Genomic DNA, 15,103 nt, shown 5'->3' on the forward strand with positions numbered 1-15,103 from the left:
CTATTATTTTTTCCCTGATAATATTTTAACACAAATTGAAGAGATAGTTGTTACAGATCTTGTGGTATGCGATTCAAAGTAGAGTTCCTTAACTTCAATTCAACAGGCAGAATAATTTGAGAAACCGAACCTGTTTCCATGTTTTTTATCAAACTCTTAAATGCTTCCGAACCAAGCTTGAGTTTGTCGGTAGCCACTGTGGTCAAAGGTGGTTCAATTATTGAGGAAAAGCTTATGTCATCAAAACCAACGACTGAAACATCGTCAGGGACTTTGAATCCGAGTTCTTTCAGTGTTTTGATAGCTGCATAAGCAAAGATGTCGTTGTAGCACAGCAGTGCATCGTAGTTGAACTTTTGACCTTTCCTGATAACGAACGTTTTGAAAGTTTCGTATGCGCTTTCGAAACCTTCGTTTGAGTATATCACTTCTAAGTTTATCTGTCCTTCTGACATCTCCGATTTAAATTCTTCTAAAGCCCTTCTCACACCTTCTTCCCTTACCCGCGAGGCATATTTATGTTTTTGCGCATTCAAAAAAAGAATGTTTTTGTGCCCTGTGTCTAAAAGATATTTCATAGCTATATATCCACCGCGTTCATCGTCGCTGCAAACGTAGTTTGTTTGTATCTTTTCAAACCTTGCTCCTATTACAACGTTTGGTATCCCTTGCTGAACTAATCTTATAATGTCGTCTATCTTTGTTTGTACCGCGGTGATAATCAAACCATCAACTCGCCTTTGTAGTAATGTGTTTATCGCTCTTTCTTCGTTTTCGTAGCTTCGATCTGTGTTCACAAGTAATATGGTGTATCCGTAGTTCCGAGCTTCGAGTTCTATTCCTTTTATTACTTCCGCGTAAAAAGGATTGGTGTTATCAACAACGACAACACCTATTAAATGCGTCTTCCTTGTTCTGAGCGCACTTGCGGTACAGTCCCTTGTGTATCCTAACTCTGCCGCAACCTTGAGTATTTTCTCTTTCGTTTCTTTTTTTACATACCCACGACCACTTAACGCTCGCGATACGGTATTTATCGAAAAGCCTGATGCTTCTGCTACATCTTTTATAGTTGCGAATCTTTTTCTTTTCACCATTACCTGAAATTCTCCTCCTCTATTTTCTGAACCTCTTTATACGCGTTTCTGAGAAACTCTTGACGCCATTCCGGGAACCCTTCGGTAAAGGAAGCCTCAAGCCATTTGTCCACAATGTCACACGCTTGCTCGGGAGCTATCACCCAACCACCCATCGTTAATACATTTGCGTTATTAACCACTTTTGCCATCTTTCCGGTATAACTACCTTCAACAGCAACAGCGTATATACCTTTGAACTTATTGGCAACGATGGACATACCAGCACCTGTGCCACAAATCAAGATGCCCCTTTTGTATTCACCAGATTGTATTTTCTTAGCTACTCGTGGTGCAACAACATAGTATGGAAGCCAGTTCTCAGGATCTAATGTTCCTACGTCTTCTACTTCGTATCCTTTTTCCTGAAGGTGTTTCTTCACAGCTTCTTTGAGGTTGAAACCCGATTTATCAGAACCGATAACTATCCTCTTTTCATCCATTTTATATTCCTCCTCTGAATTTCATTAATCCAAGAGTTTATAGTTCTGATAATAGTCTTTGTATGGAACTTTCTTTACGCCAGCAAGTCCAAACCAGTTCATAACTTCAATAACTTCACTATCCCAAATCCCTTTCACAACTGGAAAGTGGTGCTCCAATTTCCTAACAAGCAACGTGTTCATCAAATCCAGCGCATTAATCTCTTCACCAAAGTACTTCACCTTTCCAAGCCAGCCCCTACTCCCAAAGTAATCCGGCTTGCTTTCGTCGTCTATAAACTCACCTGTCAAGACGAAGTACTCAGACAGATTGTTCCCAATCCTTGCTATCGTGGCCGCCATTTTTGAAAATTTCATACTCGATACCGGTGCCATCTCCAACCATCCTTTGCCTTCTATGTACGGTCCTGGATTGAAGTGCCTTTCCAGAACCAAGGGTGCGCTGCTATAGTATTTGCTTCCAATCCCGCAGTGCCACAAGAATATACTGTTATCCGACATGTCAAAGCTCGATAAGTCCATCAATATCGCAGGATAACCTGATATGTATTCAAGCATTTTCATACTTAGCAGACTGACAACATCTCCTTCGCAGACGGTCGTATGCCCTTCGTCAGAAAGGAAAGCGTATGCTCCGCAGGGAACCATCCCAAGCTCACTCCTAAACCTTGGCCAGCAGCTGATGGCAAGCCCATCGTAGTTGCCTTTCTGAACAAGTTCCCTCACCGAACTGACAAGCCTCGCCATCTTTTCTACGAAACCCTCCGTGAACGTATCCGCAATCACGTACTTTTCACGGATTTCTTTTTCGACCTCCCTGACTTTACTTTCACTCTGCTCAAAGAACAGTTTTTTCAAATCCCCAAACTCTATCTCATCAACAGAGACACCGAATTTGGAAAATAATATCCTCGGATCGTAGAATAGGTTGTCAAAACCCGGTGCACGTCCACCAACGAGTGCATAATTTGAGCCTTTCACATTAACTATGGCCCTGAGTGCCCTTATCGATACTTCAAATCTTCTTCTGAAAAGCTCATCTTCTACAAATCCATAGAACCACTTAGCATCCTTGCTTAAATAAGGCATGAACCTATCCATGATGCTCATGTTTAAATTCATATTGCAGAACGAATTAAGTGGCAGCGGACCAGACTTGGTTATCTCTGGAACTGCCCAAAGACCAAGGTAAGCCTTTGTTTGAGCCAATGTTTGTATTAAATATCCTGACGAGAACGATGTAGACTGTACTAGCAAGAAATCTACACCTTGGTCCTCAATTTCTCTAAGTGCCTCAGCAGCATCTTTCTTCGTTACAACAAAATCTTTGCGCCAGTAGAATTCAAACCCAAGTTCTTGTGACAGTTTATTCAAGCCTTCTACGCTTTTGTTATATACTTCTTGCTTATTTCCTCTGTAATTTAACTGAATGAGACCAACAAGGCCCACCTTGAGCTTTCTTTTTGCTTGCATCACTTCATATCACCTGCTTTTTCAAAAACATCTTTCCATTCAGAATCAGCCAGGTAAAAAACTGGAGGATATCCAATTGGAGCCTCTATTTCGTAAGTACCACCGGTATATCTTTTGCCGCTCCACAAGTGCACCCATTCATCATCTGGAATGAAGACCTTCTTTGTATCCTGCCCACTTTCTATAACCGGAGCTACCAGCAGGTCTTCCCCGAATAGGTACTGATATTTCAACTCTTCTGTGTTTTCGATTCTGTACCTCAAGTTCAGTGGCATTATTATAGGCTTTCCTTCATAAGCGTACTTTTCGACAAGCTGTTTTATGTAAGGTTTCAATGCATAATGCACCATGCTCATCCTGGCAAAGTGCTTTAAAGTTTCTTCATCGGAATCGAACTGCCAGTTCTCATCCGGCCAGTTACCCTCATGGGTTCTCATAACCGGCGTGAACGTCGACTGCTCTGCCCATCTCATGAAGAGCTCTTTCGTGCGCTTAGTGACGACGATATCGGGCACGTTTTTCGCCAATGTAGTGTAACCGCCAATATCTGAATGCGTAAGTCCAATACCAGACATGGTCATAGAGAGTGCTGCAACAATTACAGACGGTAATCCGTCGTCTTTTGACCAATTCACAAGTTGGTCTCCGTGCCAGAAAAGGGTTGAATATCTTGCACTGTGAAGATTACCTGCCCTCATGAAAAACACAACTTCGCCCATTTTTCCGGCCTCTTCGACAGCTTCTGCATTAATCTTCGCCCAATCCACGGGGTACCTATTGTGATATAGCTCTGCTGGTGTTCCATCGTACAACACCGCGTCGGTTGGTAGATACTCTCCAAAGTCAGCCATCCACCCAGAAAGTCCAATTCCTATCATGTTTGATTTAATAACTTTTTTTATCCATTCTCTGGCTTCTGGGTTTGTAAAATCGACAAGTGCTGCAGGGAACGTGGTTACAACAACATGGTATTCTTCCCCGTTTGGTTTTCTAACAAGGTATCCTTTTTTCGAAGCCTCTTGGTAAAGCGAACCTTCTAAAGCCAGGAATGTGTTTATGTAGCCAAGTGTTCTGATTCCCATATCTCTAAGCTGGTCTATCATCTCTGGTAAATTGGGATACATATTCTCATCGTAAACCCAGTTCCACATCAGTTGTTTTCCAAACGTTGTGATACGTTTGCCTTCCCAGTCTTGAATCCAAAGACCTGTGATTTTCAATCCCTTCTCAAGTGCGCGCATGATTTTGGGAACAACTACATCTCGCCCACCTTGGAGTCCTAAAATCACGCCATCGTATACCCAATCAGGCAGAGGATTTGGAAGACCTATACTCTTGGTCAGCTTTACGACGGTGTCAATAAGCGAATTTCCAGTACCAAATTCGATTTTCTGAGGTATCTCATGTATTTCTAACTCATGAAAGTTCCTATGAGAGAAATCAAATTCGCTGTAAGCATAGCTGTGCACTATCGAATAATAATTTCTGCTGGAAACAAACGTTGGTTGCGGGAAGTAAGTTGTGTGCCAATCTCCGCCCGCATCGTCCTTAAAATTTGCAAAGTGAGTTATAATGTCTCTTTTGTTTCTCCCAACGCCTTGTTCTGAGACCCACAGTGGAACTCTCTTACCTCTTAGATTCAGATACGAGTACTGTTCCCCACATCCGTATATCTCTTCACTCTCATAAGTAGGTATGTAAATCCAAAATCTGTTCAAATTCTTTGAAGCCGACAAAATCTCAATGGTTAATTTATCAGCAATAAGACTGAATTTGCTCTTCAGTTCCTCACCACTTGGGGAAAAGAACAGTATCTCGCATTGATTTTCATTTTTCGAAAGCACCTTGAACTTTCTCAGAGGTATTTTCTCATTATAGTACTTTGAAATATTGAAATTCCCGTGCGACATCTCGTACGTATTCTCACCTCGACCCACTGCAAATATGGGAAAATCTTCGCTATGGGCAAGTTCAAAGTTACCTATTCTTAGCGTAAGAGAATTTTCGCTGATTTCAATCATATTTTTTCACCCCTGAAACATCAACAGAGTCATTTTTTAAATATTTAAAAGCTTTTTAGCAGCAGTGTAGATATCTTTTGCCGTCATCTTGTACTTTTCCAGTAGAAAGTCCGTCAGTCCAACTTCCCCGAAATGGTCCCTTACCCCTATTCTCGCAACTGGAACGGGGTAGTATTCAGTTACCACTTCGCAGACCGCACTTCCCCAGCCATTTAATATGCTGTGGTTCTCAGCAACTACAATTCGGCCCGTTTCCTTAGCAGCTTTGACAATAGTTTCCTCATCAACCGGCTTAAGCGTGTGCATGTTCAAAAGCCTTACGCTGATGCCTTCATCTTCGAGCATATTCGTAGCAATTATCGATTGTCCAACCATCAAGCCAGAGGCAATTATTGTTATATCTTTTCCATCTTTCATCGTGAATATCTTTCCAATTTCGAAATTTTCGTTGCCATTGAAGAACCTGTCTTTTCTTCTTCTGTAAAGTCTCGTATAGACTGGCCGATTATGGTAGATGATCTGTTTGAATAAACTTCTCAGCTGGTGTGTATCGGCTGGTTCAACTATAACCATGTTCGGTAAATTTCTCATTATCCCTGCATCCTCAAAGCTCATGTGTGTGCCTCCGTTGAGTTCCGCAGTAACTCCCGGGTCTGTTCCCACTATCTTAACAGGTAATCCTGCGTAAGCAATGGATATCGTTATCTGGTCATACGCACGTCTTGTAGCAAACGGAGTAAAGCTGTGTGCGATTGGGATTAACCCCATATTCGCAAGACCAGCAGCTATACCCATCATGTTAGCTTCGGCCACTCCGACATCGATGAACCTATCGGGGAACCTTTCTTTGAATTTTAACGTACTGTCTGACCTTGCTAAATCTGCGTTTAAAACTACTATCCGTTCGTCTTCCTCTGCCAAACTAAGCAATAATTCACCGTATACATCTCTGATTTCCCTTTCATCCTGCGTTGGTAATGGCAATTTCCTCGCCTCGATGTTCTTATTGCTCATTTCGTATCAGCCCCTTTGAACTGTTCCATCTCTTTCTTTAAAGTTTCAACCGCTATCCGCAGTTCTTCTTCTTTAATCGGCATATTGTGAGACGCTACCTTACCTTCTGCAAAGAACGCACCCTTGCCTTTTATGGTGTGCAGTATTATCATGGTTGGTTTTTCCTGTTGAGCCATTCCTTCGCGAATGGCGTTATATATCTGCTCAACGTTGTGACCATCAACCTCTACGACATGCCAATTAAACGCTCTCCATTTATCTGCCAGCGGTTCGAGATTGTTGACCTCGTGAATGTAACCATCTATCTGCATCTTGTTATAGTCAGTGAACGCGATTAAATTGTTCAGTTTGTTATGGGAAGCGAACATCGCTGCCTCCCAGATCTGACCTTCCTGCGATTCTCCATCACCTATAAGTGCGAAAACACGGATGTCCATTTTTCTAATCTTTGCCCCAAGTGCCATGCCAACCGCCGCTGACAAGCCCTGTCCAAGTGAACCAGCAGTCATATCCACACCGGGAGTCTTAAGCCTATCGCAGTGGCTCGGAAGATTCGTATTTGGTTTATTTAATGTATATATCCAGTCGTATGGAAAGTACCCAAGGTCAGCCAGAACAGAATAAAGCGCTGGACCAGCATGTCCTTTTGACAACACGAACCTATCGCGTTCATCCCATTTGGGGTTTTTGGGATCGATTCTCATAACCTTGTAATAAAGCACGGCCAATACCTCGGCTATTGACAGAGAACCGCCAACATGTCCCACGCCAAGGTGACCTATCATCTCAAGAGTAATAATCCTTATCTGTGTGGCCTTCCTTTTCAAAAACCTGACCTCCTCAGGTGTTAAATCCAGCAGGTGAACGTTCAAGATGAATCCCTCCTTCAATACGCTACCAAGCGCAATTAATATATGGTTTTCAAAATCTCCAAGACGTCTTCGTATTTCGGATTCCCTGGTGTTAGGTTTATAATATTTGCTTCAACCGAAACTTTTGCTATTTTCTCAAGCTCGTCTTCTTTTACACCATAGTCATGCAGTTTCAATGAAAAACCTGAGTATTCCATCATATGCTCAATTCTCTTTGCGAGTTCCTCAACATCTTTAAATCCAACGTATCGGACAAAATCATCCATCTTTTCTGAGATGAACTTGTAAGTCCAGTGAATTAAAGTAGGCAACGTTAAAGCACATGCAAGTCCGTGTTCTACGTTGTAAAAACTCGTAATCGGGAAACTTATTGCGTGTGCCGCCGTTGTTCTTGTTTGACTGAACGCTATACCTGCTATTGTTGCCGCAATCGCCATCTCGTCTTTTGCCCACTCTTCACCGTTAAGTGAGGCTTCGTAACTTTCAAATATCATCTTCGCTGATCTCAGAGCAAGACCTTCCGTGTAAGGTTGTGTACTAGTAGCCCAGTAGCTTTCAATGGCATGGGTAAGTGCATCAAGGCCTGTTGTTGCAGCAACTCTTTTCGGCATCGAGTAGGTTAAGACAGGGTCAACCAGTGCGATATCAGCCCAGAACGTTGGGCTTGTCATTGGCTTTTTTATATCGTTCAATGTGTAAACCCCAACGTTTGTTACCTCACTTCCTGTACCTGATGTCGTGGGTATAAGCATCAAAGGTAACCTTTTCTCAAATTTCTTCTTTCCCTCAACATAATCAGCCAATTTACCTTCACTGACAAGCAAAGAACTTACCGCTTTTGCCGTATCAAGTGTGCTTCCTCCACCTATCCCTATCACTCCCTCAAATTTGGGGGCACCTTTTGAATGCTCGTATACCGACTCTATAATTTCATCGATTAATTCACAGGGAGGATTTGGAATTATCTTGTTGTAAATAAAAACGGAGTTAAATCCTGTCATCACCTCTTTGAAGTATTCGTTTGAGCTCACATAAGGGTCGCATATAACAAGTACATTCGATACGCCAAATATCTCAGCAGACCTTTTCAGCTCACCTTTGCCATAAATAACTCTAACAGGATTGTAAAGCTGAAATTGACCTGTTCCAAACATCCTCGTCACCTCTTTTCTCTGCCTTTGCTGAAATAATTACTCATAGTAAGCAGAAAACCACCGAAGAGTATCACCAGAACACCTACCAATTGCTTTGCTGTTACGGACTCACCAAAGAAGGACATCACAAAAATCACGTACGCAGGCATGAGCAGGAGCACAGTCCTCACAAGCCATACCGGGAAGATCCTCAAATTCCTGTAATAGACAACATATATCAGGTACTGGAAAATACCACCCATAACAAGTCCGGCGGTTTCAATGTTTGCACCCAGCAAAGTGAAATTTCTGGTTAGCTCTCGGACCAACGAGTTTATCGAAAAGAGGCAAAAGAAGACAAGTGTAAAGAAGTTGTTGTAGAACGCAATAACAAAATCCGAACCTGGATTTCTCTTGTCTTCTTGTACACTGCGAATAACAAAGGCGTTTAAACTTATGAAAAACGCACTGAGCAGAAAAAAGATATCTCCGTAGCTGAATTTTATTAAATCCGTACTGCCTGAAACAAGTACAACTCCAAAGAGCATCAATACCATTGAAAGGATATCCACAAAGCTTGGTAATTCACCAAGAAAGATGGAAATAACGGTGGAAAAAAGAACATCAGTTCTCAACAGAACGGCTCCTTTGGACGCTGTTGAATATTTAAAACCAAGGAAAGCTGTGATATCGAGCGCAAAGCCAAGTAGACCTATCAGAACAAGCCTTGGAAAAATGTACCCTACTCTGAGTATTTCCTTGATTTTCCCGGTAAAAGTCCCAACTAACAACATCGAAAAAAGTACAAACGTTCTTATGAAAACACCGTTGAAAACGACACCAAACATAGACAATGCTAATTTATTCGCTATATAATAACTTCCCCATACAACTACGAGGACCGGTAAACTCAATGCCTTTATAGACACCCTCTCCTTTATCGAAACTCAACTGTCATCTAAATCAATTCTTTTTGCAGTTCTTTCAAGACATGCTTGTCAACATCTTCACCCTGCCTTTTAGCTTCGAGCAATTTAACCAAAGTTTTATGCACTTCAGGTCTGAGCGGATACTTCAATGCGGAGTAAAGTCCAACCAAAAGTAAGAGTATAGGTCCCACAAAGACTATCAACCGAATGGCTAAAATAACACTTTCAGGTTGCTGGGGAATCTCGTTCCCTTTGGGATTTACGTACCCCACTAAGCCAAGTATCAATAAAATAACTGCTTGAACGAGTGCAGATGCTACCTTTCTCAAGAACGTTGCCATTGAAGAAATATTTCCTTCTCTTCTTTCACCGAACTTCAATTCGGCTACGTCTGTAACATCTCCAAGTATCGTGTGTGGCATAACGGCAACTGCGGAAACACCGGCGCCTATGAGCGCAGCTACAGCTAACAGCATCCGAGATGGCCATTCAGGTCTGAAAAAGAACGTTAATGTAGCACCAACCATCCAAACTAAAGCACCTACAATATATGCGAAATTCTTACTTTTCTTTCTTGCAATCATAGCGTACACAGGAACGAAGATGATTTCTGTTATAAGCAACACACCCAAAACCGCTGAAACGAAATACGGTTTACCGATGTAGTATTTCATATAGTATGGGAATATAACAGAAACGGTGTCTATAGCAAGATAGGCAAAAAGGAACATACCAAGATAGAGCCTGAACGTCTTTATCTTGAGTGGTTCAATAATCAGTTCCTTGAAGTTCAACTTGGTTGTAGCAGGCTTGAAGTTCTTTTCTTTTGTGAATGCGAAAACACCAAGGTACGGTAATGCGAAGAACGTTCCAAAGATGATCGACATCGTTAAATACCCTTTCCTTGGATCGCCTGCACTTTTAACAATCATCATCGGTAGAACTGCGCACAGCAATGACGAAAGTAGCGAAAACGTTAATCTTAGCGAATTTATCGCTGTTCTTTCATTGTAATCAAGCGTGATTTCTGCGCTCATTGCGGTATATGGTATAAGAACCATCGTTACGACTGTATTGAGGAACATGTATGAAAATAGTGCATATAGAAACCTTGCAAAGGTGCTCTCAAAAGACACTGGATACCAAACCATAACAAAAGAAAGGAAGATAAACGGTACGCCGAATAAGAAGTACGGCCTGCGCCTTCCCCACCGCGATTTAGTCCTGTCACTTATATATCCCATGATCGGATCCGTCACGGCATCCCAAATCTTACCGACCAGGAATATAATTGATGCATAGGCCGGAGGTATTTTAACTACATCAGTCAAGAAAATCGCATAGAAAAAGTTAATGATGTTGAATACACCACCTCCGTAAACATCGCCAAAACCAAAGAAAAACTTTGTTATGAAGGGAACCTTTTCTTTGCCGTTTTCGTTCCTAACTTTCTCGGAACTTTTGCTCATCCCTTAATCCCCCCTGATATAAGCCCCTTTATGATGTACTTCTGAAGAGTTAGAGTTATCACAAAAACAGGAATTAACATAATTGTGCCTGCAGCTGTTAATTGCCCCCACTTTGGCGCATACTGACCAAGCAACCCATTAACAGCGACAGGTGCTGTTCTTGCGTTCACTGATGTCAAAATGAGCGCGTACAAAAACTCGTTCCATGACATCAAAAATGCAAAGACACTTGCCACTACGAGTCCTGGCGACACGAGAGGAAAGAAAATCCGCCAGAAAACTTGGTTTTCCGTAGCCCCATCAACTCTTGCTGCTTCCTCATAATCACGGGGCACTGCTGCAAAGAAAGGCAGAAGTAACCATACAACGTACGGAATATTGAAGCTGACGTGCGCCAAGACTATTCCCGTTAGTGTATCTCTCAATTTAAGGTAGTTGAACATCACGTAAAGCGGGATGACAAGCGAAATTTGAGGAATCATTCTAAAACCAAGAAACGTGTAAGCGATTATCTCTTTGAATTTGAACACATATCGAGTTAGTCCATAAGAAGCCATTGAACCAACGATGATAGAAATCGCAGTTGAAATTAAACCAACAACCAAGCTGTTTTTCAAGCTTAGCAGAAAATCTCTGTTTGACAGTACCTGCTTGTAGCTTTCCAGTGTTGGTTTGAAGTAAAACGGACCGCGTGCCCAGATATCGATATCCCTTTTAAATCCGCTGGTAACGACAACCATTATAGGCATTAATTCAATCATTAAGACGAATAACGAGACGATAAGAATCAAAAATGGAATAAGTTTTTTCCTTAATCTCTTTACACTCTGATTCGTTTTCATCCACGCTCACCTTCAAACTTCACGTTCCCTCTAACAATGAAGAAAGACAAAAATAGGGCCAAAATCAGTAAGACAACACCCATCGACGCTGCGTAGCCGATGTTAAAAAACTCAAACGCTTGTTTATTGATGTAGAGAGACAGCAGCATAGTTGCGTTCCCAGGACCTCCACCGGTCATCACATAAACTTCTGAGAAGATTCTCAATGCGTCAACTAACCTGAGCAGGAATGCCGTTGCAATTGTCGGTCTGAGCTGAGGTAAAATAACCTTAAAGACCTTTGTCCAGAACGAAGCCCCGTCAATTTCGGCAGCTTCTATGATCTCCCTTGGCAGTCCGGTCAATCCAGCGTATATGAACATGAACATAAATGGCCACATGCGCCAGACATCCTGGACTATCACCATACCATAGGCAAAATCAGGTTCTGCAAGCCATGCCTTTATACCAAACCCGAGCTTTTCAAGAAAGAAACTAACCATACCGTACTCCGGTTGCAAGAGCAGTCGCCAGGTTAAGCCGGAGATGACAGGGAGTATGAAAACCGGTAGCAATAGCAAAGACCTTACTACAGCGTAGAACTTACCATCTCGATTTAGCAAAAGTGCCACGAAAAAACCTATTACCGTTTCTATTGGCAGAGCAATAACAACAAAACCGAACTGCAGCCACAACGAATGTAAAAACTCTCTATCTTTGAATAGTTGGAAGAAATTTCCCAGACCGATAAATTTCCTTTCGGCACTGTAAAATAAGTGCCAGTCAAATGTTGACATATACAGAGAGTATATTACCGGAAATATCAAAATTGCAAACACAATCACTAAGGCAGGAGTTAGGAAGAACCAATGGGGGCTTGCGCCCCCGAAATTCTTAACCTTTTTACTTCCCGACAAGCTCGTTGAGTTCATCTTTCATCTTCCTTACTGCTTCTTCTGGACTCATCTTTCCGCTGATAGCAGCTAACCAGTAATTTCTTATTATCTGGGAAGCCTCAGGATACTTTGTAAACCTTGGTCTTGCCACTGCATTTTTCATGGAATCGAAAATAGCTTTGAACCATGGTCTTTCTTTGTTGTAAGTTGGATTTAAGAGCAAGTCGGACCTTGCCGGTGTAAACCCTTTCGGTATGAGGTTTTGCCCAGTCTCATACGAAGCCCACCAATATGCAAATTCTGCTGCTGCCTCTTTATTTTTCGAAGCATTTGGCATAGCTAACACCCAGCATCCTCGGATAGCAGCGCCCTTTGCTGGACCAACTGGTGGTGCTGAATAGATGATTTTACCAGCTACAAGTGAGTTGTTCGGATCCTCATGTTGAGGAACAAGTGCTGGCCACTGGAACATGGTGAAGACCTTTCCTTGATTGAACGCTGCAATACGTTCGGAATGTCCCATATCAAGTGCACCCGGAGGTGAGAATTTTAACAACTCCTTGTAGAAGTTGATCGCTTCCACTGCCTTCTTCTCGTCAAGTGAGACGATAACCTTGCCGCCTTGGACGGTTAAAGGACTCGTTCCAAATGATTCAAACATGAATATCGCTTCTGCGGTAGAGCCTTCAGTTTGCTTTGTAAACGGTGCAAAACCGTAGATACCTTTCGAATGGAAAAACTCAGCCATGTCTCTGAGTTCTTTAAACGTCTTTGGTACACCAAGGTCGTATCCGTACTTTGATTTAAACTCGTTTCTGTACTTCGGATCGTTAACTAAATCTTTCCTAGTTATCCAGATGTAGACGTTTGCGTTGATTGGCATCCCTACAAAAACTCCGCCCCATTGAGCTGCTTCGAACGCATTAGGTGCAAACACACTAAGGTTTGGCTTCTTGTATATCTTTCCCATGCTCCAGCGGTCAAATGGTAACATAAGATGAGCAAGTGCTGGTATGAATGGCTCGTCTACCGTTACCAAATCGTAGTCCGTCTTGTCGACACTCACACTTACGCCTATCTTTTGGAGCAAGTTACCAGATGGTATCAGCTCAAGAATAACTTTAATCCCTGTCGCCTTCTCAAAATCTGGTATACCACTCTTGAGCGCCTGTGTAAGTGCATCATCCCAAGCAAGCACTTTAATCGTTGTGTTGTACGGTGCCGCAAAAACAACCGCAAAAATACTTACCAACCAGAGCACTAGAAATACCCTTTTCATCCACACCACCCCCTTGGAAGGTTGAGAACTAAGAAACTGTTTCCGAATACCAAATTACCGTTGCGTACCGTTTGTTTAGCTGGTTGTGAAAATATGTGGTAACGTTATCATATATATTTAACCACAAATACAACCTTAAAAACAAAAACTCGTATACACTAAAAAGAACGGAAAATCTCGCCTTTAAGGTTTGAATCGCTATTTATCTGTTCATTTGGCCTATATTCGTTGAATTTCACGAAAACATGGTAACGTTATCATATGTGAGAAAATGAAAAACATCGAAAAATCCTTACGCTTTGCCATAAGGGGACTTGTGTAGGTATAGAAAATTCGAATTCAAATTTCCCGGACCATGTATTTGTAGACCCCTGGGTAAGAGCCTTCGATTTCTATCGCATTTACGGTCTTTTTATAATATTCTACTGGTCCTGGGTCACCGATAATAGCGTATCCGTACCCTACATTCAACATATCGTGCAAACAGGCAAGCAGAAGTGCTTTGCCTACTCCTTTACCTCGGTAGGCTTCGTCTACTCCTGTTGGTCCAAAAAAGCCGCGGACTGTAGCATCGTAGCAGGCAAACCCAACAATTTTGTTTGTCTTCTCATCTATAGCTATGAAGGACGAGATGGGCTTGTTAGAAAACGTCATATCGGTTTCACTTGCCCAGTGATTACCAAACTTTTCCCTAACCCATTCAACGACAAAATATTTCTCAGGGCCTATGGGACGCTTGATGATTATTCCGTGTTTCCTCACTTCTTCCAATGCACTTTCAAGTTCTGGCAATTCGTACAATTTCACCAACATATCACCCATAAATCTCACCCCTTGGATATCAATCAAACTAAATCCATTAGGACCTTGGTGAATAGAATTATAAGAACAACTATTATGACAGGTTTGATAATCTTTGCCCCTTTTTTCAACGCAAGACCTGAACCAATCCAATTACCAGCAATTCCAAAGAGCGCTGCAGGCAACCCTATAGAATACATGACCTTGCCACCGACAATGAAAGTCAAAAGCGCACCAACGTTGGAAGCCAAGTTCACTATCTTCGCAGTCCCCGATGCACTTATATGATCCAGGGATAATACACTAACGTAGAGTATTATCAAAAATGTGCCAGTCCCCGGTCCAAAGAAGCCGTCGTACATTCCTATGGTTAGGCCAATGAGTCCAGAAATTAAAATGGTGCGGATTTTGGAAATATTTTCTACTTCATACGTTGCAGATCTCTTCGGATTTGCTAAAAGCACAACCACAGCCGCAAAAGGTATTAAGAAAGCCAAGATAACTTTCAAAACGCTATCACTTAGTACAAGAGCAAGCCTTGCGCCGATATGTGAGCCTATGAGTGAACCAATAACAGAAGGAACAGCAACAACGTAAACTATGGCTCTACCTTTTGCATACCTCAACGTGCTGAAAATCGTTCCAATCGTTGACGAAAGTTTGTTCGTTGCGAGTGCATTGTGACTCGGAAGGCCTATAAAAAGGTAAGCTGGAAGGGAAATGAGCCCTCCACCCCCGGCGATAGAATCGACAAATCCAGCTAAAAAAATCAAAGGATAAAGCACTATTAAATCTTTCAGGTTCACGCTAACCACT

14 protein-coding genes are annotated in these 15,103 nt (G+C 42.1%); all 14 read right to left on the reverse strand.

The features are described from left to right. Positions 1-50: 50 nt before the first annotated feature. Positions 51-1,097, reverse strand: a complete 1,047-nt coding sequence (locus CBS1_RS03580) for a LacI family DNA-binding transcriptional regulator (protein ID WP_090222695.1) — start codon at positions 1,095-1,097, stop codon at positions 51-53. Beyond that, positions 1,097-1,579: an RpiB/LacA/LacB family sugar-phosphate isomerase gene (locus tag CBS1_RS03585; RefSeq protein WP_033191893.1), complete on the reverse strand. Its 483-nt coding sequence runs from the start codon at positions 1,577-1,579 to the stop codon at positions 1,097-1,099. Before CBS1_RS03585 ends, CBS1_RS03580 begins: the two co-directional genes overlap by 1 nt. Positions 1,580-1,603: 24 nt before the next feature. After that, positions 1,604-3,052: a hypothetical protein gene (locus tag CBS1_RS03590; protein WP_033191894.1), complete on the reverse strand. Its 1,449-nt coding sequence runs from the start codon at positions 3,050-3,052 to the stop codon at positions 1,604-1,606. Next, entirely contained in the window at positions 3,052-5,073 is a 2,022-nt protein-coding gene (locus CBS1_RS03595; protein ID WP_033191895.1) for an alpha-glucosidase, read from the reverse strand. Before CBS1_RS03595 ends, CBS1_RS03590 begins: the two co-directional genes overlap by 1 nt. A gap of 36 nt (positions 5,074-5,109) precedes the next feature. Continuing rightward, positions 5,110-6,087 carry a transketolase family protein gene (locus tag CBS1_RS03600; RefSeq protein ID WP_052107179.1) on the reverse strand — a complete coding sequence of 326 codons (978 nt, stop codon included), beginning with the start codon at positions 6,085-6,087 and terminating at the stop codon, positions 5,110-5,112. After that, a complete protein-coding gene (locus tag CBS1_RS03605) occupies positions 6,084-6,914 on the reverse strand; it encodes a transketolase (RefSeq protein ID WP_241685565.1) in 831 nt (276 codons plus the stop codon). Before CBS1_RS03605 ends, CBS1_RS03600 begins: the two co-directional genes overlap by 4 nt. A gap of 80 nt (positions 6,915-6,994) precedes the next feature. After that, positions 6,995-8,113 (reverse strand): iron-containing alcohol dehydrogenase, encoded by a 1,119-nt coding sequence (locus tag CBS1_RS03610; protein WP_090222691.1) that lies wholly within the window; start codon positions 8,111-8,113, stop codon positions 6,995-6,997. A gap of 5 nt (positions 8,114-8,118) precedes the next feature. After that, positions 8,119-9,006, reverse strand: a complete 888-nt coding sequence (locus tag CBS1_RS03615; protein ID WP_143004747.1) for a DMT family transporter — start codon at positions 9,004-9,006, stop codon at positions 8,119-8,121. A 44-nt stretch (positions 9,007-9,050) separates the two neighbouring features. Further along, the gene (locus CBS1_RS03620; RefSeq protein WP_090222687.1) at positions 9,051-10,490 is read right to left on the reverse strand and encodes an MFS transporter; all 1,440 of its coding nucleotides are present in this window, start codon (positions 10,488-10,490) and stop codon (positions 9,051-9,053) included. After that, positions 10,487-11,332: a carbohydrate ABC transporter permease gene (locus CBS1_RS03625; protein WP_033191897.1), complete on the reverse strand. Its 846-nt coding sequence runs from the start codon at positions 11,330-11,332 to the stop codon at positions 10,487-10,489. The genes CBS1_RS03620 and CBS1_RS03625 overlap by 4 nt, the downstream gene beginning before the upstream one ends. Next, positions 11,329-12,243, reverse strand: a complete 915-nt coding sequence (locus tag CBS1_RS03630; protein WP_090222685.1) for a carbohydrate ABC transporter permease — start codon at positions 12,241-12,243, stop codon at positions 11,329-11,331. Before CBS1_RS03630 ends, CBS1_RS03625 begins: the two co-directional genes overlap by 4 nt. Beyond that, positions 12,215-13,486 (reverse strand): extracellular solute-binding protein, encoded by a 1,272-nt coding sequence (locus CBS1_RS03635; RefSeq protein WP_033191899.1) that lies wholly within the window; start codon positions 13,484-13,486, stop codon positions 12,215-12,217. Before CBS1_RS03635 ends, CBS1_RS03630 begins: the two co-directional genes overlap by 29 nt. 339 nt (positions 13,487-13,825) lie before the next feature. Then, positions 13,826-14,308, reverse strand: a complete 483-nt coding sequence (locus CBS1_RS03640) for a GNAT family N-acetyltransferase (protein WP_033191900.1) — start codon at positions 14,306-14,308, stop codon at positions 13,826-13,828. Positions 14,309-14,331: 23 nt separating this feature from the next. Beyond that, positions 14,332-15,093, reverse strand: a complete 762-nt coding sequence (locus tag CBS1_RS03645; RefSeq protein ID WP_241685566.1) for a TSUP family transporter — start codon at positions 15,091-15,093, stop codon at positions 14,332-14,334. Positions 15,094-15,103: the final 10 nt, after the last annotated feature.

Source organism: Fervidobacterium changbaicum, from assembly GCF_004117075.1.
GTDB classification, from domain to species: Bacteria; Thermotogota; Thermotogae; order Thermotogales; family Fervidobacteriaceae; genus Fervidobacterium; species Fervidobacterium islandicum.

What these genes read in the sequence shown, in the direction of transcription:
- CBS1_RS03580 (WP_090222695.1), bottom strand. Translation starts at nt 1,097, where the DNA reads ATGGTGAAAAGAAAAAGATTCGCAACTATAAAAGATGTAGCAGAAGCA.
- CBS1_RS03585 (WP_033191893.1), bottom strand. Translation starts at nt 1,579, where the DNA reads ATGGATGAAAAGAGGATAGTTATCGGTTCTGATAAATCGGGTTTCAAC.
- CBS1_RS03590 (WP_033191894.1), bottom strand. Translation starts at nt 3,052, where the DNA reads ATGCAAGCAAAAAGAAAGCTCAAGGTGGGCCTTGTTGGTCTCATTCAG.
- CBS1_RS03595 (WP_033191895.1), bottom strand. Translation starts at nt 5,073, where the DNA reads ATGATTGAAATCAGCGAAAATTCTCTTACGCTAAGAATAGGTAACTTT.
- CBS1_RS03600 (WP_052107179.1), bottom strand. Translation starts at nt 6,087, where the DNA reads ATGAGCAATAAGAACATCGAGGCGAGGAAATTGCCATTACCAACGCAG.
- CBS1_RS03610 (WP_090222691.1), bottom strand. Translation starts at nt 8,113, where the DNA reads ATGTTTGGAACAGGTCAATTTCAGCTTTACAATCCTGTTAGAGTTATT.
- CBS1_RS03620 (WP_090222687.1), bottom strand. Translation starts at nt 10,490, where the DNA reads ATGAGCAAAAGTTCCGAGAAAGTTAGGAACGAAAACGGCAAAGAAAAG.
- CBS1_RS03625 (WP_033191897.1), bottom strand. Translation starts at nt 11,332, where the DNA reads ATGAAAACGAATCAGAGTGTAAAGAGATTAAGGAAAAAACTTATTCCA.
- CBS1_RS03630 (WP_090222685.1), bottom strand. Translation starts at nt 12,243, where the DNA reads ATGAACTCAACGAGCTTGTCGGGAAGTAAAAAGGTTAAGAATTTCGGG.
- CBS1_RS03635 (WP_033191899.1), bottom strand. Translation starts at nt 13,486, where the DNA reads ATGAAAAGGGTATTTCTAGTGCTCTGGTTGGTAAGTATTTTTGCGGTT.
- CBS1_RS03640 (WP_033191900.1), bottom strand. Translation starts at nt 14,308, where the DNA reads ATGGGTGATATGTTGGTGAAATTGTACGAATTGCCAGAACTTGAAAGT.